This window comes from Neisseria sp. HMSC069H12, assembly GCF_001812735.1.
Lineage (GTDB): Bacteria > Pseudomonadota > Gammaproteobacteria > Burkholderiales > Neisseriaceae > Neisseria > Neisseria subflava.
Genome location: NZ_KV810259.1, coordinates 1 through 19,769, shown reverse-complemented (window position 1 = coordinate 19,769; position 19,769 = coordinate 1). Strand labels below are relative to the sequence as shown.

17 protein-coding genes, 3 tRNA genes and 1 pseudogene are annotated in these 19,769 nt (G+C 49.5%); 17 read left to right on the top strand and 4 right to left on the bottom strand.

Annotated elements, in window-relative coordinates; genetic code table 11:
* Positions 1–1,901: ESPR-type extended signal peptide-containing protein (locus HMPREF2872_RS04175; protein ID WP_141752842.1), on the bottom strand; the 1,901-nt coding region annotated here is incomplete at its 3' end.
* Positions 1,902–2,188: 287 nt separating this feature from the next.
* On the opposite strand from HMPREF2872_RS04175, the gene HMPREF2872_RS04170 reads away from it, so the two are divergent.
* Entirely contained in the window at positions 2,189–2,626 is a 438-nt protein-coding gene (locus tag HMPREF2872_RS04170) for a hypothetical protein (protein ID WP_036473249.1), read from the top strand.
* 14 nt (positions 2,627–2,640) lie between these two features.
* Here HMPREF2872_RS04170 and HMPREF2872_RS04165 read toward each other — a convergent pair whose 3' ends face one another.
* Positions 2,641–3,015: a hypothetical protein gene (locus HMPREF2872_RS04165; protein ID WP_036473251.1), complete on the bottom strand. Its 375-nt coding sequence runs from the start codon at positions 3,013–3,015 to the stop codon at positions 2,641–2,643.
* 211 nt (positions 3,016–3,226) lie between these two features.
* On the opposite strand from HMPREF2872_RS04165, the gene HMPREF2872_RS04160 reads away from it, so the two are divergent.
* A complete protein-coding gene (locus HMPREF2872_RS04160; protein WP_070631418.1) occupies positions 3,227–4,642 on the top strand; it encodes an OmpP1/FadL family transporter in 1,416 nt (471 codons plus the stop codon).
* Positions 4,643–4,865: 223 nt separating this feature from the next.
* Here the strand turns inward: HMPREF2872_RS04160 and HMPREF2872_RS11860 are convergent.
* Both HMPREF2872_RS11860 and HMPREF2872_RS04155 read right to left on the bottom strand, forming a co-directional pair.
* Positions 4,866–4,980, bottom strand: a pseudogene (locus tag HMPREF2872_RS11860) (IS5/IS1182 family transposase); the annotation flags it as partial.
* A gap of 81 nt (positions 4,981–5,061) precedes the next feature.
* Complete coding sequence (locus HMPREF2872_RS04155; protein ID WP_003686234.1) at positions 5,062–6,327, bottom strand: LysM peptidoglycan-binding domain-containing protein; 1,266 nt, start codon at positions 6,325–6,327, stop codon at positions 5,062–5,064.
* A 235-nt stretch (positions 6,328–6,562) separates the two neighbouring features.
* On the opposite strand from HMPREF2872_RS04155, the gene def reads away from it, so the two are divergent.
* The 15 genes from def to HMPREF2872_RS04080 all read left to right on the top strand — a co-directional run bounded on the left by def (position 6,563) and on the right by HMPREF2872_RS04080 (position 19,688).
* A complete protein-coding gene (def, locus tag HMPREF2872_RS04150; protein ID WP_003686244.1) occupies positions 6,563–7,066 on the top strand; it encodes a peptide deformylase in 504 nt (167 codons plus the stop codon).
* 135 nt (positions 7,067–7,201) lie between these two features.
* Complete coding sequence (gene fmt / locus HMPREF2872_RS04145) at positions 7,202–8,128, top strand: methionyl-tRNA formyltransferase (RefSeq protein ID WP_070631416.1); 927 nt, start codon at positions 7,202–7,204, stop codon at positions 8,126–8,128.
* Positions 8,129–8,161: 33 nt separating this feature from the next.
* Positions 8,162–8,680, top strand: coding sequence for an O-acetyl-ADP-ribose deacetylase (locus HMPREF2872_RS04140; protein ID WP_003686262.1), 519 nt, complete (start codon positions 8,162–8,164; stop codon positions 8,678–8,680).
* 46 nt (positions 8,681–8,726) lie between these two features.
* Positions 8,727–9,986 carry a 16S rRNA (cytosine(967)-C(5))-methyltransferase RsmB gene (gene rsmB / locus HMPREF2872_RS04135; protein ID WP_070631415.1) on the top strand — a complete coding sequence of 420 codons (1,260 nt, stop codon included), beginning with the start codon at positions 8,727–8,729 and terminating at the stop codon, positions 9,984–9,986.
* The gene (locus HMPREF2872_RS04130; RefSeq protein ID WP_003686233.1) at positions 9,952–10,545 is read left to right on the top strand and encodes a DUF4390 domain-containing protein; all 594 of its coding nucleotides are present in this window, start codon (positions 9,952–9,954) and stop codon (positions 10,543–10,545) included. Before rsmB ends, HMPREF2872_RS04130 begins: the two co-directional genes overlap by 35 nt.
* 3 nt (positions 10,546–10,548) lie before the next feature.
* A complete protein-coding gene (locus HMPREF2872_RS04125; RefSeq protein ID WP_070631413.1) occupies positions 10,549–12,675 on the top strand; it encodes a sensor histidine kinase in 2,127 nt (708 codons plus the stop codon).
* Positions 12,662–13,936, top strand: a complete 1,275-nt coding sequence (locus HMPREF2872_RS04120) for a sigma-54-dependent transcriptional regulator (RefSeq protein ID WP_070631411.1) — start codon at positions 12,662–12,664, stop codon at positions 13,934–13,936. Before HMPREF2872_RS04125 ends, HMPREF2872_RS04120 begins: the two co-directional genes overlap by 14 nt.
* 234 nt (positions 13,937–14,170) lie before the next feature.
* On the top strand, positions 14,171–15,361 hold the full coding sequence (gene dprA, locus HMPREF2872_RS04115) for a DNA-processing protein DprA (RefSeq protein WP_070631409.1): 1,191 nt from the start codon (positions 14,171–14,173) through the stop codon (positions 15,359–15,361).
* Between the two features lie 24 nt (positions 15,362–15,385).
* Positions 15,386–15,841, top strand: a complete 456-nt coding sequence (locus HMPREF2872_RS04110) for a Smg family protein (protein WP_003679497.1) — start codon at positions 15,386–15,388, stop codon at positions 15,839–15,841.
* 73 nt (positions 15,842–15,914) lie between these two features.
* Positions 15,915–18,221, top strand: coding sequence for a type I DNA topoisomerase (topA, locus tag HMPREF2872_RS04105; RefSeq protein WP_070631408.1), 2,307 nt, complete (start codon positions 15,915–15,917; stop codon positions 18,219–18,221).
* Between the two features lie 148 nt (positions 18,222–18,369).
* Positions 18,370–18,942 carry a 16S rRNA (guanine(966)-N(2))-methyltransferase RsmD gene (gene rsmD, locus HMPREF2872_RS04100; protein ID WP_070631405.1) on the top strand — a complete coding sequence of 191 codons (573 nt, stop codon included), beginning with the start codon at positions 18,370–18,372 and terminating at the stop codon, positions 18,940–18,942.
* Positions 18,943–19,064: 122 nt separating this feature from the next.
* Positions 19,065–19,316 carry a YfhL family 4Fe-4S dicluster ferredoxin gene (locus HMPREF2872_RS04095; RefSeq protein ID WP_003679513.1) on the top strand — a complete coding sequence of 84 codons (252 nt, stop codon included), beginning with the start codon at positions 19,065–19,067 and terminating at the stop codon, positions 19,314–19,316.
* A gap of 98 nt (positions 19,317–19,414) precedes the next feature.
* Positions 19,415–19,498, top strand: a tRNA-Tyr gene (locus tag HMPREF2872_RS04090).
* Positions 19,499–19,530: 32 nt separating this feature from the next.
* Positions 19,531–19,604, top strand: a tRNA-Gly gene (locus HMPREF2872_RS04085).
* Positions 19,605–19,613: 9 nt separating this feature from the next.
* Positions 19,614–19,688, top strand: a tRNA-Thr gene (locus HMPREF2872_RS04080).
* Positions 19,689–19,769: the final 81 nt, after the last annotated feature.

Genomic DNA, 19,769 nt, shown 5'->3' with positions numbered 1-19,769 from the left:
TCTGCCGCAGCTGCCGCTGTCTTAGCTTCACCTGCTTTCGTTAAAGCTTGACCTGCATCGTTCTTCGCTGCTGCTGCGTCTGATTTCGCTTTTGTCGCATCTGCTTGTGCTGATACAGCTTTAGCGTCTGCTGCATTCGCTTTGTTTAATGCGTTATTGGCTGCTGTATTTGCTGTAGTTGCTAAGCCATGCGCTGCATCTGCGCGTGCTTGTGCTGCAACCGCTTTATCATCTGCCGCCTTCGCTGCTTTCGCCGCTTCAACTGCTTTAAAGTACGCGTTACCTGCCGACTGCCCAACAGCGTATAACTGAGAACCATTCACTGCATCGGTAGAATTTGCATCATAGTACCCTGGAGCCACATGTTGAATTCGACGAGTATTCGTTGCATTACCAACCGTAACAGCCCCCGAAACACCACTACCACCCGCAAATCTGGCTCGTGTGCCATCGTGTATTAACTGCTCAAAGTAATCAGAAGTCCCTGCAGTACGCCCCTCCGTTTTAATATTTATAGCTACCTTTTCACCAACACCTTTCGCTTCAACTTCTGAACCATCGCCCAAATATACAGAGTTATTGACATTCGCAGTAATGCCGCTGCCCAATACTTGGGTGTTCGAAGCTGTTACAGTATTTCTGTTACCCACAACTTGAGTATCAGCAACATTGCCGCTGGTGTTAATATCACGCCCCATTAATGTCGCATTAGTCAAACGACCGGTTATAGTGGCGTTATTCACTGTAAGAACCGAATCATTTACCGTAGCTCCGTTAAAGGTAGTGTTATAACCTTGTGTTAACGTGTTTGAAATTGCTGAATTGCTTGATTTGATATTCTGACCGAAGGTTGGAGCACCACTAAGATTAGAATTATGAAGTGCAATTCCTTGACCAAATAATGGGTTAGATGTTGATGAGGCTGTTACATTGATATCTTGACCAACATAGTTAACCTTCTCTGTATTTACAGTTGCACCTGTGCTATCAAAGTTGATATTGTTACCAACTAAGGCCCCTCCAAGAGCATTGTTTTGTCTGGTTACGCTAATCGTAGTACCGGAAACCAACATCTCATTGATATCTCCAGTAGAATTGATATTAATCTTGGTACCGGTAATACTTGAACGATTCAACACAGCACGCTTAGCAGAGCTATTAAGGTTTACAGTAATGCCATGACCATTCACTGCACTATCCTGAGCTTTAATGCCTCTAAAAACAAAATTAGAGGCAGTCATCATAGAGTTAGATTGCTCCTCTGACAAATGTTTAATGTTATTACCCATAAGAGTAGCTTGATTAAGACCGTCCACTTTATTATTTGTGAGGCCACCAAAGTAGATATCACTACCAATAACTTGTGACTTTACATACTGACTTTGTTTTTTGCCTCTCGGTTTATCCTGGTTATATCTATCATCAATAGATTTCCCCAAAAACACAGATTGCGGAGCAATACCGTGATCAATATTAATGCCGTTACCAAGAGCCATAGCAACCGTACCATTAAGCCTAGAGGACTCCCCAATAACAACAGTAGAACGCCCTCCCGCATAAGTGTCATTGCCCAAAGCAAGCAATGCATTAGGTTCTTGGCCTTGAGCTTTCTCTCTCGTCCCTTGCTGAGCGACAACAGCTGTCTCATGCTTGTCAGCGGCTTGAGCCGTTTGACTTAAACTGAATAAGGTTACCGCAACGCCACCAATCACCATGGCATTTGCAGCCGCTTTACCTAAGCTATACAGTGTAGAAGAGGCACTTCCTTCTTCCTCCACCACCGTACTTTGCTTGGCATTTTTGCCTGAAGAAGAGGCTTTTACATGCCCCTTGGCAAGTTCAGATACGGCAACCCAAGCCTCCTGGGCCGCATTCCAAACAATCTTGTATATTTTATTCATAACAGTGAATCTCCTTACTGTATATACATTTATCTAACCTAAGTGCGCTGCTCATTTAAGAAAATGCTAAAAACACACTTTAATAAATAAACAATCACACCAATCTGATACTTTTATACTTTTTTGCAATTCCCGTGCGGACAATTAAATGTGCACAAAAGTTTCACAAAAATGTAACCTATTCTATACTCTTTTCTCACTCAAAGATAGGTGTAGAAATCAACAGTGTTGTTTACACTTTTGGCTTGGCAGGGTAATCATAGACAAGCAGAAAGGTTGATAATGTAATGGGAAATAAAATCTACTTTAGCCAAATTCAGGCTAAAATCGACCGCTTGCAGCGTGAACGAACACAGGTACTAGAACATCTTGAATTAGTTGAACGAAAAATCAAAAAACTCAACGATGCTCTTGAAGTGATGGAAGATGAAGCCTTAACCGATGAATACGATACTGAGGTTTATTCATATCGAACCTACAAACATAGATTCCGTGGGAAATTAAGACCAATGGTCTTAGCGGTACTTAAAGCTCAACCCGACCATTATTTCACGGTCAATGAAATTACTGAGATTGTCTTAATAAAAGACAGACAAGACCCTATCGTTCGTCCGAAGCATATGGTTTCGGTGCGTGGCGCGTTAAAACATTGGCTGACAAAAGGCGTAGTAGAACGACTAGAAAGAGGCGTAACCGATGTCAAATGGCGACTGAAACAAAAATAGCGGTATTTCTACCGCTATTTTAATGGCTTTAACCGCCAAAACTTCAATCCACTTTCAACGATTCCTCTTTTACGCAATTTAACCAGTATTCGATTGACTGTCTTATAGTGCTTATCGCCCATATCAACAAATTGTGGTTTTCCCAACAATGCTAAGCTCTTTTCAGCAATCTCCCCACAAAACATCCAATCAGGATTTTCACGTAAGACTTGAGCGACTAATCGCATCGTAATCAAGGGCTGCGGTTTTGGTTCTTTCGGTATATAAGGTTGAGCTAATGCGTTAATCTCTTGTGACAAACACTGCATTTGCACCGTCAGCTCATCTTGCTTTTCTTTTAGCTTTAACAGGCGTTCCACTAACTCGTATTTCAGCAACTTTTGCGCCATAATAACAATCCCTATCGAGTTAAAATTTCAATAGGGATTTTAAGGTTTTTAATCGGTTAAATCTTTGTGCAACTGCTACATAATACCGTAAAAAACCGAAAATAATAGGCAAGAATAACGATGTAGTATAGAATTGAGTACCTATACTAAATCAATAAAGGACGTTTCAGACGGCCTTTTTCTTTGTCCGCTACTTTCACGGTAAACCAAAATGATTCATTTCAATCTGAAAAAAACAGCATTTATTTTAAGCACAGCACTTTTATCTACCGCTGTCCAAGCTTCCGGTTACCACTTCGGCACACAATCCGTTAACGCTCAAGGCACGGCCAACGCCGCCGCCGCCGAAGCCGCCGATGCATCAACCATTTTCTACAACCCGGCCGGCCTGACCAAACTTGACAGCAGCCAAATTTCCGTCAACGCCAATATCGTTTTCCCAAGCATTCATTATGAAGCGGAATCTGCGAAACACTTCCGTACGGGTGCCGATGTCAGCGGCTCGACCAGCGGCAAAATTACCGAAACCACCGTTGCTCCGCACGTCTATGGCGCGTACAAAGCCAGCGACGATGTGACTTTGGGTTTGGGTGTATATGTTCCTTTCGGCTCTGCAACTGAATACGAAAAAGATTCCGTCTTGCGCCATAACATCAACAAACTGGGTTTGACCACCATCGCCATCGAGCCGGTAGTCGCGTGGAAATTGAATGAGCAACACGCCGTCGGTGCCGGTTTGATTGCCCAATATTCCAAAGCCGAATTGCGCAAATACTCCGACTGGGATGCTTCCGGCGCCATCAGCCAATTGGCCAGCGGCTTGGCTTCCCGTCAAGCAGGTCGTCCTGTCGCTGTCGATGCGACCGGCAAAGCTGACGGTCATGCCGATGTAAAAGGCCACGATTGGGGCTTCGGCTACCAACTGGCGTGGATGTGGGACATCAACGAGCGCGCACGTGTGGGTGTGAACTACCGCTCCAAAGTATCGCATACGTTGAAAGGCACTGCTGATTGGGAAGCTGACGGCGCATATGCAAAACGTGCTTGGGACTTGGGTGCAATGGCTGCACGCGGTTATGTGCCGAACGAAAAAGCCAGCGTAAAAATCGTCACGCCTGAGTCTTTGTCTGTTCACGGTATGTACCGCGCTACCGACAAAACCAACCTGTTCGGTGATGTGACTTGGACGCGCCACAGCCGCTTTAACAAAGCCGAGCTGGTGTTTGAAAACACCAAAAACGTTGTCAACGGCAAATCTAACCGTACCGTCATCACGCCTAACTGGCGCAACACTTATAAAGTCGCATTCGGCGGCTCTTACCAAGTTACCGAACCATTGCAACTGCGTGCCGGTATCGCTTTCGACAAATCACCGGTTAAAAGCGCCGAAGACCGCATGAACAGCCTGCCTGACGGCAACCGTATCTGGTTCTCCGTCGGTGCCAAATATCAACTGGGTAAAAACCATGTTATCGATGCGGCGTACAGCCATATCCACATCAATGACACGGTTTACCGCACAGGCAAAGCCAGCGGCAACGACGTAGACAGCCGTGGTACATCCTCTGCCCGCTTCAAAAACAAAGCGGACATCTTGGGCTTGCAATACACTTATAAATTCAAATAATCGGATTTGAGTTGTGGATAAAAAGGCCGTCTGAAATCTTCAGACGGCCTTTTTGATTGGCAGGAATAGATGGAACAATCAACAGCCAATAAATAGCGTGCTGGGCTTTTCATATTTCTGATTGGAATGGCAGAACGGAAAAACGATAGAAAAGGGAATAGCTGATTACCGGCTTGAGAAATAAGATGTTGTTTGTGCTTTAAACAACGTGTTACAGATTTTATAGTAGATTAAATTTAAACCCAGTACGGCGTTGCCTCGCCTTGCCGTACTATTTGTACTGTCTGCGGCTTCGTTGCCTTGTCCTGATTTAAATTTAATCCACTATATTTATTCTGATGGGCAGCAATCAAAAGGCCGTCTGAAAAACAGGTTTTCAGACGGCCTTTATTTGCCGGATGGCGGCTAAGAAAGCTCAATCAGCTGCGGACTTCCAGTTCGATTTCTCTTTCCTGTTCGTCTTCAGCCGGCTTGTCCATGGTTTTTTCATCGGCCATATTGTCCAAATCACGGCCGGGTTCGGAGGCGGTATCGCCGATGGAAACGCTGTTCAGGCTTTCCAAAATAATGGCGGATGCCAGATGGTCGGATGTGCGGTACACCATTGCCAAGCCGATTTCTTCCGCCGGAATGGAAACCAATTCAACCGTATCTTTGTCTTTCGGCTTGCGAATCAGGTTGTTGGACAGATTCACACGGACTTGGCGGCCGCGTTTGTAGAGGCTGACCACAGTGCCTTTGTCCAAGCCGTCGAGTTCGCCTTTGTCCAAAGTAATGGTTTGGAACTGGCCGGCTTCGCCCACGCCGTCGAAGATGGAAACGACTTTGGCCTGAATCGGACGGGCAGGGGCGTGAGGCATAACATTGAAGCTGTCGAGGCCTTCGGGCAGTTTCAGCAGATAGTCGTCTTTGCGGATTTCGGAAACGGCTTCTTCGATAACCAAAGGTTGCGCGGATTGGGTGCGCAGCTTCATGGCTTTGTTGACTTGGGTGTAATACTCGTTGCTTTTGAGTTTTTCGTCAGAAGCGCGGGTGCGGTTTTCCAAGGCGGAGTCGGTGTAAGGCAGCGTGTTGGCGATGCCGCTGAACACAACTTCTTGGCCGAGGAATTTTCCGGTTTCCGGGTCGGTGATGTTTTTATTGACGCGGTAGGTCAGGTAGCGGCCGGGTTCGGTCAGGCCGTATGCGTACACGCGGTTGCCTTGGGTGTAGAGGACGCGGTTGTCGGGGCCGGCAATCAGGCGCGGCGCGTTGGCGGTTTCTTCCGGAGCGATAATCTGCGGATGTTTCATGAACATGCGGTAGAGGTTGACATTGACGGTCGGAATGCCGTAGCCGGAAGTTTCGCGTACGCGCGGATGCAGTTTGATCACGGGAATGCCGTCTGAACGGGTTTGGGCATGTTCAAAACCCAGTCGCGGCTGACCGTTGATGTAGCGTAAAACCAACACCTGACCCGGATAGATTAGATGCGGATTGCGGATGGCGTTGCGGTTGGCGCCCCAAAGGCGGTTCCATTGCCATGGGCTGTACAGATATTTGCCGGAAATACCCCACAAGGTATCGCCGTTTTTAACGACGTAGCGTTGTGGCGCATTGGGGCGGATTTTTAAAGAAGCTGCCTGAGTGTGGGCAGAAATAGCCATGCCTGCCATGCAAAGCAGGGTTATAATACGTTGTTGCATAACCGTTCCCCTTGAAATCGATTCGGTTTGTCTTCAGATGATAAACAGAGAAGGCTGGAGTTTGCGAAACTGCCGCCCATTCATCAATACGATAACGAACGGCCTCCGTTGCGCTATCTTAACATTTTTCGGCGTTATTTTAGCATTGAATGTTGCTGTCATGACAGGAGATTGTGGCGGCGGAAACCGAATCTGTATGAAAAATCACACATCAGCTTTATAAAACGAGAATATTATGGCTTTACTGAACATCCTCCAATACCCTGACGAGCGTTTGCACACGGTCGCCAAACCTGTTGAAAAAATTGACGAGCGCATCCAGACATTGGTTGCCGATATGTTTGAAACCATGTACGAAGCACGCGGTATCGGCTTGGCGGCCACTCAGGTCGACGTACACGAGCGCATCGTCGTGATGGATTTAACCGAAGACCGCAGCGAGCCGCGCGTGTTCATTAATCCTGTCATTGTCGAAAAAGATGGCGAGACAACTTACGAAGAAGGCTGTCTGTCCGTACCGGGCATTTACGATACCGTAACCCGTGCCGAGCGCGTCAAAGTTGAAGCCTTGAACGAAAAAGGCGAGAAATTCACACTGGAAGCAGACGGCCTGCTGGCAATCTGCGTGCAGCACGAATTGGACCACCTGATGGGCATCGTGTTTGTTGAACACCTGTCGCAGCTGAAACAAGGCCGCATCAAAACCAAACTGAAAAAACGTCAGAAACACGCCATCTGACCTGCGCATCGCTTAAAGGCCGTCTGAAAAGACAAAACAGAAGGCAGACTTCGGTTTTCAATCTTTCAGACGGCCTTTTCAGCTGAAACAGTTTGCCCAACGCGCCCATTCAAACCATTTTCACAAGGACACAACATGAAAGTCATCTTTGCCGGTACGCCCGATTTTGCCGCCGCCGCCTTGAAAGCCATCGCCGCCGCAGGTTTTGAAATTCCGCTGGTGTTGACCCAGCCCGACCGCCCTAAAGGCCGCGGCATGCAGTTGACCGCATCGCCGGTCAAACAGGCTGCCTTGGAATTAGGTTTGACCGTGGCGCAGCCGGAAAAGTTGCGCAATAACGCCGAAGCCCTGCAAATGCTCAAAGATACGGGCGCGGATGTGATGGTGGTGGCCGCGTATGGTTTGATTTTGCCGCAGGATGTGTTGGATACGCCCAAACACGGCTGCCTCAATATCCACGCTTCGTTGTTGCCCCGTTGGCGTGGTGCGGCGCCGATTCAACGTGCGATTGAAGCCGGCGATGCCGAAACCGGCGTGTGCATCATGCAGATGGACATCGGTTTGGACACCGGCGATGTGGTCAGCGAACACCGCTATGCCATCCAACCTACGGATACCGCCAACGAAGTGCATGACGCGCTGATGGGTTTGGGTGCGGAAGCGATTGTTGCCGACTTGCAGCGTCTGCAGGCTGAAGGCCGTCTGAACGCGGTCAAACAGCCTGAAGAAGGTGTTACCTACGCCCAGAAATTGAGCAAAGAAGAAGCGCGTATTGATTGGAATGAAAGCGCAGACATTATCGAACGCAAAATCCGCGCCTTTAACCCCGTACCTGCCGCGTGGGTCGAATATCAAGACAAACCGATGAAAATCTGGCGAGCCGAAGTGGTGGCCAAACAGGGTAAGGCAGGCGAAGTATTGTCCTGCACTTCAAACGGCCTGCTGGTGGCGTGCGGTGAAAATGCGCTGAACATCACCGAATTGCAGCCTTCCGGCAGTAAACGCATGAGCATACAGGCATTTGCGGCAGGTCGGACGATTGAAGTCGGAACGGTTTTGTAACAGGCTGGAAATCAACGTAGAGGAAAGAAAACAATGGCTGTTTTTGAAGTGATCGAAGGCGATATTACCCGATTGGCAGTCGATGCGATTGTCAATGCTGCTAATTCATCGCTGTTGGGCGGTGGAGGCGTAGACGGTGCGATACACCGCGCCGCGGGCAAAGAGCTGCTGGACGAGTGCCGCACTTTGGGCGGTTGCCGGACAGGCGAAGCCAAAATAACCAAAGGCTATCGTTTGCCTGCGCGTTATGTCATTCATACGGTCGGGCCGGTATGGTTTGGCGGAAAACAAAATGAAGAGGCCAAATTGGCACAATCCTACGCCAATTCCTTGCTGCTTGCCCAAAAACACAATCTCCACAGCATCGCCTTTCCGTGCATCAGCACCGGTGTGTACCGCTTCCCGGCCGAAGCCGCCGCGCGTATTGCTTTGGAGAGTTTGAAACAAACCCTGCCGCAATGTCCGGCAGTGGAAAAAATCATCTTTTGCTGTTTTTCCAAAACAGATGCCGAATATTATCGAGCATTGCTGGCTGCCGAACAGGCCGTCTGAAATCCTCCGAACACTTGAAATCAAATATGAATCAGAAAGCAAAAATATGAGTATGTCCCTCGCACAAAAATTGGCCGCCGACAGCGTTGCCGCGGTTGCCGAAGGGCGCAATCTTCAGGATGTTTTGGCGGAAATCCGCACGGCGCATCCGCAGCTGACGGCGCAGGAAAACGGCGCGTTGCAGGATATTGCCTACGGTTGCCAACGTTATTTGGGCAGTTTGAAGCACATGCTTGGTCAAATGCTGAAGAAGCCGATTGACAATCCGCAGCTCGAAAGCCTGCTTTTGGCGGCGATGTACCAACTGCATTACACGCGCAATGCGCCTCATGCCGTGGTTAATGAAGCGGTGGAAAGCATTGCCAAAATCGGCCGCGGCCAGTTCCGCTCGTTTGCCAATGCGATTTTGCGCCGCTTTTTGCGCGAACGCGACAAGCTCGCGGCTTCCTGCAAAAAAGACGATGTGGCGAAACACAACCTGCCGCTGTGGTGGGTGGCTTACTTGAAAAACCATTATCCGAAACATTGGCACAACATCACCACCGCGCTGCAATCGCATCCGCCGATGACTTTGCGCGTCAACCGCCGACACGGCAATGCCGAAAGCTATTTGGAAAAACTGGCTGCGGAAGGTATTGCGGCCAGGGCTTTGGACGAATACGCCGTGATGTTGGAAGAAGCCGTGCCGGTAAGCCACCTGCCCGGTTTTTCAGACGGCCTGGTGTCGGTGCAGGATTTTGGTGCGCAACGTGCTGCCTATTTGTTGAACCCGAAAGACGGCGAACGCATCCTCGATGCCTGTGCGGCGCCGGGCGGCAAGACAGGCCATATCTTGGAACTGGCAGATTGTCATGTTACCGCTTTGGATATAGATGAAGGCCGTCTGAACAGGGTAAAGAGCAATCTTGACCGTTTAGGCTTTCAAACGGCCTCTTTGGCTTGCGCCGATGCGCAGGACTTGACAGCGTGGTATGATGGCAAGGCCTTTGACGCTGTCTTGGCCGATGTGCCGTGTACCGCTTCTGGCGTGGCGCGGCGCAATCCCGACGTGAAATGGCTGCGCCGGCCGACCGATGCCGTCAAAACCGCACGCCAACAGGAAGCATTATTAGACGCACTGTGGCAGACCCTGACGAAAAACGGCAGGATGCTGCTGGCTACCTGCTCGGTCTTTGTCGAAGAAAACGACGGTCAGTTGCAAAAATTCCTTAACCGCCATGCCGATGCCGAGTTGATCGAGTCGCGTGTGCTTTTACCGAACAAACATCAAGATGGCTTTTATTACGCGCTTATTAAAAAGCAGTAAAACGCTGATTGTACCGCTCTTGCTCGCCGTATCGCTGAATGCGGCGGGTGAGGGCATCAGTGCGACCCGTGCCGAGGCAAAGTTGACCCATGCCGGACAGCTTTCCGTCAGCAGCCGTTTCCGCACCGATCTGCCCGACCAGCTTAAAGAAGCACTCAAACAGGGCGTCCCCCTGCATTTCAATTTGAGTTGGCAGCTGTCAGCGCCGTCTATGTCGTCTTATAAATTCAAGTTCGACCAGCTGCTCAACAACGACAGCACGATTCAATACAAATTGTCCTTCCATCCACTGACCAACCGCTATCGCGTTACCGTTGGTACGTTTTCTACCGAGTACGACACGCTTGAGACTGCCTTGCGTGCAGTGGGCGCGGTCGTGAATTGGAAGGTTTTGTCCAAGGGTGCGCTGAGTGATGTGGCCGCCAAAGACACGAAGGCTGAAATCCGCCTGCTGCTGACAACCGCCAAGCTGCCCAAACCGTTCCAAATCAATGCCCTGACGTCTAAAAACTGGCATTTGGATTCCGGTTGGAAGTCTTTGTCGGTCGTGCAGGAGTAAACCATGCGCCGCTTTCTTCTGATTGCCGCTGTATTCGCTGTTGTTTTGTTGTACGGTCTGACTGTTGCAACGGGCAGCAGCAACGTATTGTCTGATTATTTCTGGTGGATTGTCGCCTTGTGCGGCTTGCTGTTGCTGGTGTTGGCGGCGGTGTTGGTGCGCTATGTCGTGCTTTTGATACGCGACAACAGCAAAAGCGTGTTCGGTTCGCAGATTGCGCGTCGGCTGTCGGGGATGTTTACCTTGGTTGCCGTATTGCCGGGCGTATTTTTGTTCGGTATTTCCGCCCAGTTTATTAACGGTACGATTAATTCTTGGTTTGGCAACGATACCCATGAGGCTCTAGAGCGCAGCTTAAACTTGAGCAAATCCGCGCTGAACTTGGCGGTGGACAACGCCGTCAGCAACGCCACGCCGGTGCAAATCGACTTAATCAGCGCTGCTTCACTGGACGGCAATTTAGGGCAGACGCTGGCAAAATCGGCGCTTACTGCCGACTTTGCCCAGCTGGCGCTTTATAACGCGACTACCCATAAAGCTGAGAAAAGCATCAATCCCCTGAAACTAAATCAACCCGAACTCACCAAAGAAGGATGGGAGCAGTTGGAGCAGACCGGCTCGGTGCGCAGCTTGGAAAACATCGGCGGCGTGCTGTATGCTCAAGGCTGGATGCTGATCGGTACGCATAAAAATCAGGATTATGCGTTGTTTTTCCGACAGCCGATTCCGAAAGATGTTGCCCAAGACGCGACGTTGATTGAAGCGGCCCGCGCCAAATATGCCGAACTGAGTTATACCAAAAAAGGCCTGCAAACCTTTTTCCTGTCCACGCTGTTGGTCGCGACATTATTGGCCATCTTTTTGGCGCTGGTGATGGCTTTGTATTTTGCCCGCCGTTTTGTGGCACCGGTATTGTCGCTGGCAGAGGGTGCGCGGGCGGTGGCTCAGGGTGACTTCAGCCAGACTCGGCCGGTATTTCGCAATGACGAGTTCGGCCGTTTGACCCAGTTATTCAACCACATGACCGAGCAATTAGCGATTGCCAAAGAGGCAGACGAGCGCAACCGTTTGCGCGAAGAAGCCGCTCGCCATTATTTGGAATGCGTGTTGGAAAGTTTGACCACAGGCGTGATTACTTTGGATGCCGATGGCCGTCTGAAAACCTTTAACAAGGCCGCCGAACAGATTTTGGGCGTTTCGCTGGTGTCTTTGTGGGGCAGCAACTGGCATCAATGGCACGGCAAATCGCCGCAGCAAACCCTGTTGGCCGATGTGTTTGCCGCCATTAATGAAACCGCCGATAGCGACAAACCCGTCCAAGTCGAATACGCCGCACCCGATGATGCCCGAATCTTATTGGGCAAAGCTACCATCCTGCCGGAGGATAACGATAACGGCGTGGTGATGGTGATTGATGACATTACCGTCTTGATGCGGGCGCAAAAAGAGGCCGCATGGGGCGAAGTGGCGAAACGTTTGGCGCACGAAATCCGTAATCCGCTTACGCCTATCCAGCTTTCCGCCGAGAGATTGGCATGGAAATTGCATGATAAACTAGATGAACAAGACGCCCAAATTCTCAGCCGTTCAACCGATACCATCGTCAAACAGGTGGCCGCGCTGAAAGAAATGGTCGAAGCGTTCCGCAACTATGCGCGTGCGCCGTCGCTGAATTTAGAAAAACAAAATTTAAACGGTTTGGTGTCGGAAGTATTGGTATTATATGAGGCCGGCGTGTGCAAGTTTAATGCGCGGCTCAGCGCCGACACCTTGCCGATTGTTGCCGATACGACGGCGATGCGCCAAGTGTTGCATAACTTATTTAAGAATGCCGCAGAAGCGGCAGAGTCGGACGAAACGCCGCAAGTAAACGTCGAAACAGGGCGCGAAGGCGGACAGGTTTTCCTGACCGTCTGCAACAACGGCAAAAGTTTCAGCAAAGAAATGCTGCACAATGCTTTTGAGCCGTACGTTACCGACAAACCGACAGGAACGGGACTTGGTTTGCCCGTTGTGAAAAAAATTATCGAGGAGCATGGCGGCCGTATCAGCCTGAGCAATCAGAACAGTGGCGGCGCGTGCGTCAAAATAGCTTTACCGGAAATGGCAGAAACTTATGCGAAGCAGTGATATTTTGATTGTAGATGATGAAGTAGGCATCCGCGACCTGCTCTCCGAAATCCTTCAAGACGAAGGCTATACCGTCACTTTGGCCGAAAATGCCGAAGAAGCGCGCCAATTGCGTTATCAAACGCGTCCGGCCATGGTGTTGCTGGATATTTGGATGCCCGATTGCGACGGCATCACTTTGTTGAAAGAGTGGGCGAAAAACGGCCAACTCAATATGCCTGTGGTGATGATGAGCGGCCATGCCAGCATTGACACTGCGGTTGAAGCCACCAAAATCGGCGCACTCGATTTTCTGGAAAAACCGATTGCCCTGCAAAAACTCTTGTCCGCAGTAGAACGCGCCTTGAAACATGGCGAAGTTCAGACGGTCTCCGGTATGACTTTGGACAAATTGGGCAACAGTTCCGTCATTCAAGAAATGAACGGCAGCATTGAAGCGGCTGCCAAACACAACCGCCCGCTGTTGTTTGCCGGTGAGGCAGGTTCGCCGTTTGAGATTGTCGCCCGCTATCTGCACAAAAGCGGTATGCCTTGGGTGGCAACCGACCGTGTCGAACACATTGTCGATACGCCGATGGAGCTGTTGCAAAAGGCTTCAGGCGGCATTTTGTATGTCGGCGATATTGCCCGTTACAGCAAAAACATCCAAAACGGCATTGCTTTCTTGCTGGAAAAAGCCGACCGCTACAATGTCCGTGTGATTGCTTCTTGCGGCTTTAAACGCGGTGAGAGCGCCGATGACGTCGTTACCGGCAGACTGGCGGAGCTGTTGAAAGAGCGCATCGATGTTCCTTCTTTGTGCAGCCAGCCGGACGATATCGTCTTTTTAATCAACCGCATCATGACCGATTTGGCCGAAAGTCAAAAAATCCAGCCGGTAAAATTCAGCGACAGCGCGTTGGTGGTTTTGCGCCAATACGATTGGCCGGGCAATTACGACCAGCTTGCCGAAACGGTGAAAAACATCATGTTGGAATCTGACGGCAAAGAAGTGAATGAGCAGGCCGTTGCCGTGGCTTTAGGTCAGAAGGAAAATGCGACGGCGACAGAAATCATCGGCGGCTTCAATTTCAATATGCCTTTGCGCGAATTGAGGGAAGAAGTCGAGCGCCGCTACTTTGAATACCATATCGCCCAAGAAGGCCAAAATATGAGCCGCGTGGCGCAAAAGGTCGGTTTGGAGCGTACACACCTTTACCGCAAACTCAAACAACTCGGTATCAGCGTATCGCGCCGCAGCGCCGACAAATCCGAAGAATAAGCGCAATATCGGTTCAAACACAAAAAAGGCCGTCTGAAAGCCATCAGGTTTTTCAGACGGCATCGTCATTTGACGGTGTGTTTAGACAAGCAATACTTTATAAAAATAATGATATGGCTAGGCATGGTTATTTTGCCTTTTAAGCCGACAGAAGTTTTATATCAATGAAATTTTTAGACGGCCTTTATTTACTTCAGGCCGTCTGAACAACCATTACGAAAAGGGAACAGATTGATGACGGAAAACGAGCGTTTTGCTTGGTTGCAACTGGCATTTACGCCCTATATCGGCGCAGAAAGTTTTTTGGTGCTGTTGCAGCAATTCGGTAGCGCACAAGCAGCCTTGAATGCGCCGGCAGACAAAATTGCCGCGTTGGTGCGCCATAAACAGGCGGCCGAGTCGTGGCGTAATGCGGATAAACGGGCTTTGGCGCAGCAGTCTGCCGAAGCCGCTTTACAATGGGAAATGCAGGACGGTTGCCGTCTGTTGTTGCTGCAAGATGATGATTTCCCCGAAATGCTGACACAAGGCATTACCGCGCCGCCGGTCTTGTTTTTACGCGGTAATGCAGAGCTGCTGCACACACCTTCTGCCGCGATTGTCGGCAGCCGCCATGCCACGCCGCAGGCAATGCGGATTGCCAAAGATTTCGGCAGGGCGTTGAGCGAAAAAGGCATTCCCGTCGTATCGGGCATGGCTTCGGGTATCGATACCGCCGCCCATCAGGGCGCATTGCAGGCAGATGGCGCTACCATTGCCGTCTGGGGAACCGGTATAGACCGCATTTATCCGCCGTCCAATAAAAACCTTGCTTATGAAATTGCTGAAAAAGGCTTGATTGTCAGCGAGTTCCCTTTGGACACGCGTCCGTTCGCAGGCAACTTTCCGCGCCGCAACCGTCTGATTGCCGCGTTATCGCAGCTGACATTGGTGGTCGAGGCGGCATTGGAATCCGGCTCATTGATTACCGCCAAGCTGGCGGCGGAGATGGGGCGCGAAGTGATGGCGGTACCCGGTTCGATAGACAATCCGCACAGCAAAGGCTGCCACAAGCTGATTAAAGACGGGGCAAAATTGGTGGAATGTCTGGACGATATTCTTCATGAGTGTCCGCAGCTATTGCAAAATACGCCTGTTCCATCATATTCTATAAATAAGACGGTCAAACCGAAAAACGATCAAACCGAACGGCTGCAACCAAAAACAATAGCGGATGAGCCGCAAAGGCCGTTTGAAAACCTACCTGCCGCCCCATCAACTAGCGCTTTATTGGAAGCCATGGGTTACGACCCGATACACCCCGATATTTTGGCGCAACAAACCAATACGGCAGCGGCAGACGTGTACGCACAGCTTTTGGAATACGAACTTGACGGTATCGTCGCTGCCTTACCGGGCGGCCGTTATCAGCGTGTCAAAGCATAAATTATCTATATTTAAGGAACCAGCATGACCGAAGTCATTGCCTATTTAATCGAACACTTCCAAGATTTCGACAATTGTCCGCCTCCGGAGGACTTGGGTCGCCTCTTGGAAGATGCGGGTTTTGATGCTACGGAAATCGGCAATACATTGATGATGATGGAAGTCTTGTTCAATACGTCCGAATTCTATGCCGAGCCGTTTAACAGCGACTCCCTGCGCGTATTCTGCCGTGAAGAAGCTGAAAACCTGCCGCAGGAAGTCATGGGCTTGATGCAGTATTTGGTTACCGAACACGCAATTACTTATGAGCAACGCGAAATCGTCATTCACGCCCTGATGCACATTCCATCGGACGAAATTACCCTCGATACCGCCAAAGTATTGGTATTGTTGGTGTTGTGGATGCACAAAAGCGAGTTGCCCGTCCTGATTGGCGACGACTTGATGAGTGCGTTGACCGGACAAAACGTGATGCACTAAACCTTTTTTCAGACGGCCTCAATAATAAAGGCCGTCTGAAACATAAATCCAATACATCCAAAAGAGAACAACAATGGCGAAAAACCTATTAATCGTCGAATCTCCGTCCAAAGCTAAAACCCTGAAAAAATATCTGGGCGGTGATTTTGAAATCTTGGCGTCTTACGGCCACGTCCGCGACTTGGTACCCAAAAGCGGAGCAGTCGATCCCGACAATGGCTTTGCCATGAAATACCAATTGATCAGCCGCAACAGCAAACACGTCGATGCCATCGTCTCCGGTGCCAAAGAAGCTGAAAACATCTACCTCGCAACCGACCCGGATAGGGAAGGCGAAGCGATTTCTTGGCACCTCTTAGAAATCCTTAAATCCAAACGCGGCTTGAAAAACATTAAGCCGCAGCGTGTCGTGTTCCACGAAATCACTAAAAACGCCGTGCTCGATGCGGTTGCCCATCCGCGTGAAATCGAAATGGACTTGGTGGATGCGCAACAGGCTCGCCGCGCTTTGGATTATTTGGTCGGTTTCAACCTCTCGCCATTATTGTGGAAAAAAATCCGCCGCGGTTTGAGCGCGGGTCGTGTGCAAAGCCCCGCCTTGCGTTTGATTTGCGAACGCGAAAACGAAATCCGCGCGTTTGAAGCGCAGGAATATTGGACGGTGCATCTCGACAGCCATAAAGGCCGCAGTAAGTTTACCGCCAAACTCGCCCAATATAATGGCGCAAAACTCGAACAATTCGACCTGCCGAACGAAGCAGCGCAAGCTGACGTGTTGAAAGAACTCGAAGGCAAAGAGGCCGTCGTTACCGCCATTGAAAAGAAAAAGCGCAGCCGCAATCCCGCCGCGCCGTTTACCACTTCTACCATGCAGCAGGATGCCGTGCGCAAACTCGGTTTCACCACCGACCGCACCATGCGTACCGCCCAACAGCTTTACGAAGGTATAGACGTAGGGCAGGGTGCCATCGGTTTGATTACCTATATGCGTACCGACAGCGTGAATTTGGCTGATGAAGCGTTAACCGAAATCCGCCATTACATCGAAAACAAAATCGGCAAAGAATATCTGCCGAGCGCCGCCAAGCAATACAAAACCAAATCCAAAAACGCCCAAGAAGCCCACGAGGCCATCCGTCCGACGTCCGTGTACCGCACGCCTGAAAGCGTCAAACCTTTCCTGAGCGCAGACCAGTTCAAACTCTATCAAATGATTTGGCAGCGCACCGTTGCCTGTCAGATGACGCCCGCCAAATTCGACCAAACTACCGTCGATATTACCGTCGGCAAAGGCGTATTCCGCGTAACCGGACAAGTGCAAACCTTCGCAGGCTTCCTCAGCGTTTACGAAGAAAGTAGTGACGATGAAGAAGGCGAAGACAGCAAAAAACTGCCCGAAATGAGTGAAGGCGACAAATTGCCCGTGGACAAACTCTACGGCGAACAACACTTCACCACTCCGCCGCCGCGCTACAACGAAGCCACGCTGGTTAAAGCCCTCGAAGAATACGGTATCGGCCGCCCTTCCACCTACGCCAGCATTATTTCCACGCTCAAAGACCGTGAATACGTTACCCTTGAGCAAAAACGCTTCATGCCCACCGACACAGGCGACATCGTCAATAAATTCTTGACCGAACACTTCGCCCAATACGTCGACTACCACTTCACCGCCAAACTTGAAGACCAGCTTGACGAAATTGCCAACGGCAAACGCCAATGGATTCCTGTTATGGATAAATTCTGGAAGCCGTTTATCAAGCAAGTGGAAGAAAAAGAGGGCATCGAACGCGCCAAATTTACCACACAGGAACTCGACGAAACCTGTCCGAAATGCGGCGAACACAAACTGCAAATCAAATTCGGCAAAATGGGTCGTTTCGTCGCGTGTGCCGGTTATCCCGAGTGCAGCTACACGCGCAACGTTAACGAAACCGCCGAAGAAGCCGCCGAGCGCATCGCCAAAGCTGAAGCAGAGCAAGCCGAACTTGACGGACGCGAATGCCCTAAATGCGGCGGTCGCCTAGTGTACAAATACAGCCGTACCGGCAGCAAATTCATCGGCTGCGCCAACTATCCGAAATGCAAACACGTCGAGCCGCTGGAAAAACCGAAAGATACCGGTGTCCAATGCCCGCAATGTAAAAAAGGCAACCTCGTCGAGCGCAAATCCCGCTACGGCAAACTGTTTTACAGTTGCAGCACTTATCCGGATTGCAACTACGCCACATGGAATCCGCCCATTGCAGAAACTTGTCCGAAATGTGCATGGCCGGTTTTAACCATCAAAACCACCAAACGCTGGGGCGTCGAAAAAGTCTGCCCGCAAAAAGAATGCGGTTGGAAAGAACAGATCGAACCGCCTGCACCGAAGGAATAATTGGTTAAAGCTTGGGTAGAAAAAGGCCGTCTGAAAAATGATTTTCAGACGGCCTTGTTGTATCTAAAAGAATAGAGTGAAATACGGCTTGATGGCAGTTTCACTATATAATTGAGGCCGTCTGAAAACTCGGCATCTTTTAAGAATTATGGCAAACAACAAACATTCCAAACACACCAATCAAGTACGCATTATTGGCGGGCAATGCAGAGGGAGAAAGTTAACTTTTCTGTCCGCAGATGGTCTGCGTCCGACGCCTGACAGCGTGCGTGAAAAACTGTTTAATTGGCTGGGCCAGGATTTAACCGGCAAAACAGTATTGGACTTATTTAGCGGCAGTGGTGCTTTGGGAATGGAGGCCGCTTCTCGTAATGCGGCAAAAGTGGTAATGGTCGATAACCACCGCCAAACTGTTCAAACGCTTCAGAAAAATATCTGTGAATTAGGTTTGAAACAGGTGGAAATCGTGTGTTCAGACGGCATGGCTTATCTGACAAGGCCGTCTGAAAAATTTGATGTTGTGTTTCTTGATCCGCCGTTTGCATGGGAAGATTGGCAAAATCTGTTTATCCGATTGCAAAGCCACTTGAAAAATGGGGCAATGGTCTATATTGAAGCAGGGAAGCTGCCTGAAAAACCGGATTGGCTGGAAATTTATCGGGAAGGAAAGGCGGGAATGAGTAGGTTTGAATTGTTGCTCTATTCGCAAGTCGCTGAATAGTATAGAATTTGAGAATCATTCCCAAGGTGTAAAACATTCTTTCAAACGGATTGTTCCGACGTCATTTGTGCTATAATCCGCGCCCAATCGGTTTTGATAATTTAAGAAAAAAGGAAATAGAAATGTCGCTCTTTATTACAGATGAGTGCATTAACTGCGATGTGTGCGAACCGGAATGCCCTAATGATGCCATTTCGCAAGGTGAAGAAATTTACGAAATCAATCCAAATTTGTGTACACAATGTGTAGGCCATTACGATGAGCCTCAGTGCCAACAGGTATGCCCTGTCGACTGTATCTTGATCGATGAAGAGCATCCTGAAACGCACGAAGAACTGATGGCTAAGTATGAAAAAATCATTCAGTTTAAATAAATAGCGTTTAAAAGCAAAGGCTTGGGTATTTTTAAAGAAATAAATGAAAAAAAATCTTGACGGGAATCTGAGTTGCCAATAAACTAGTGTTCTCTTTTGGAGGGATTCCCGAGCGGTCAAAGGGGGCAGACTGTAAATCTGTTGCGTGAGCTTCGAAGGTTCGAATCCTTCTCCCTCCACCAAAAATTCTTACTTGGAGCAAAAAAGTGAGTATGCGGGTGTAGCTCAATGGTAGAGTAGAAGCCTTCCAAGCTTACGGTGAGGGTTCGATTCCCTTCACCCGCTCCAAACAATTTCGCCCATGTAGCTCAGGGGTAGAGCACTCCCTTGGTAAGGGAGAGGTCGGCAGTTCAAATCTGCCCATGGGCACCATCTCATTATTACCCTTTCTTTCAAAAAGCTATAGATTATAGGATATTGCCATGGCTAAGGAAAAATTTGAACGTAGCAAAC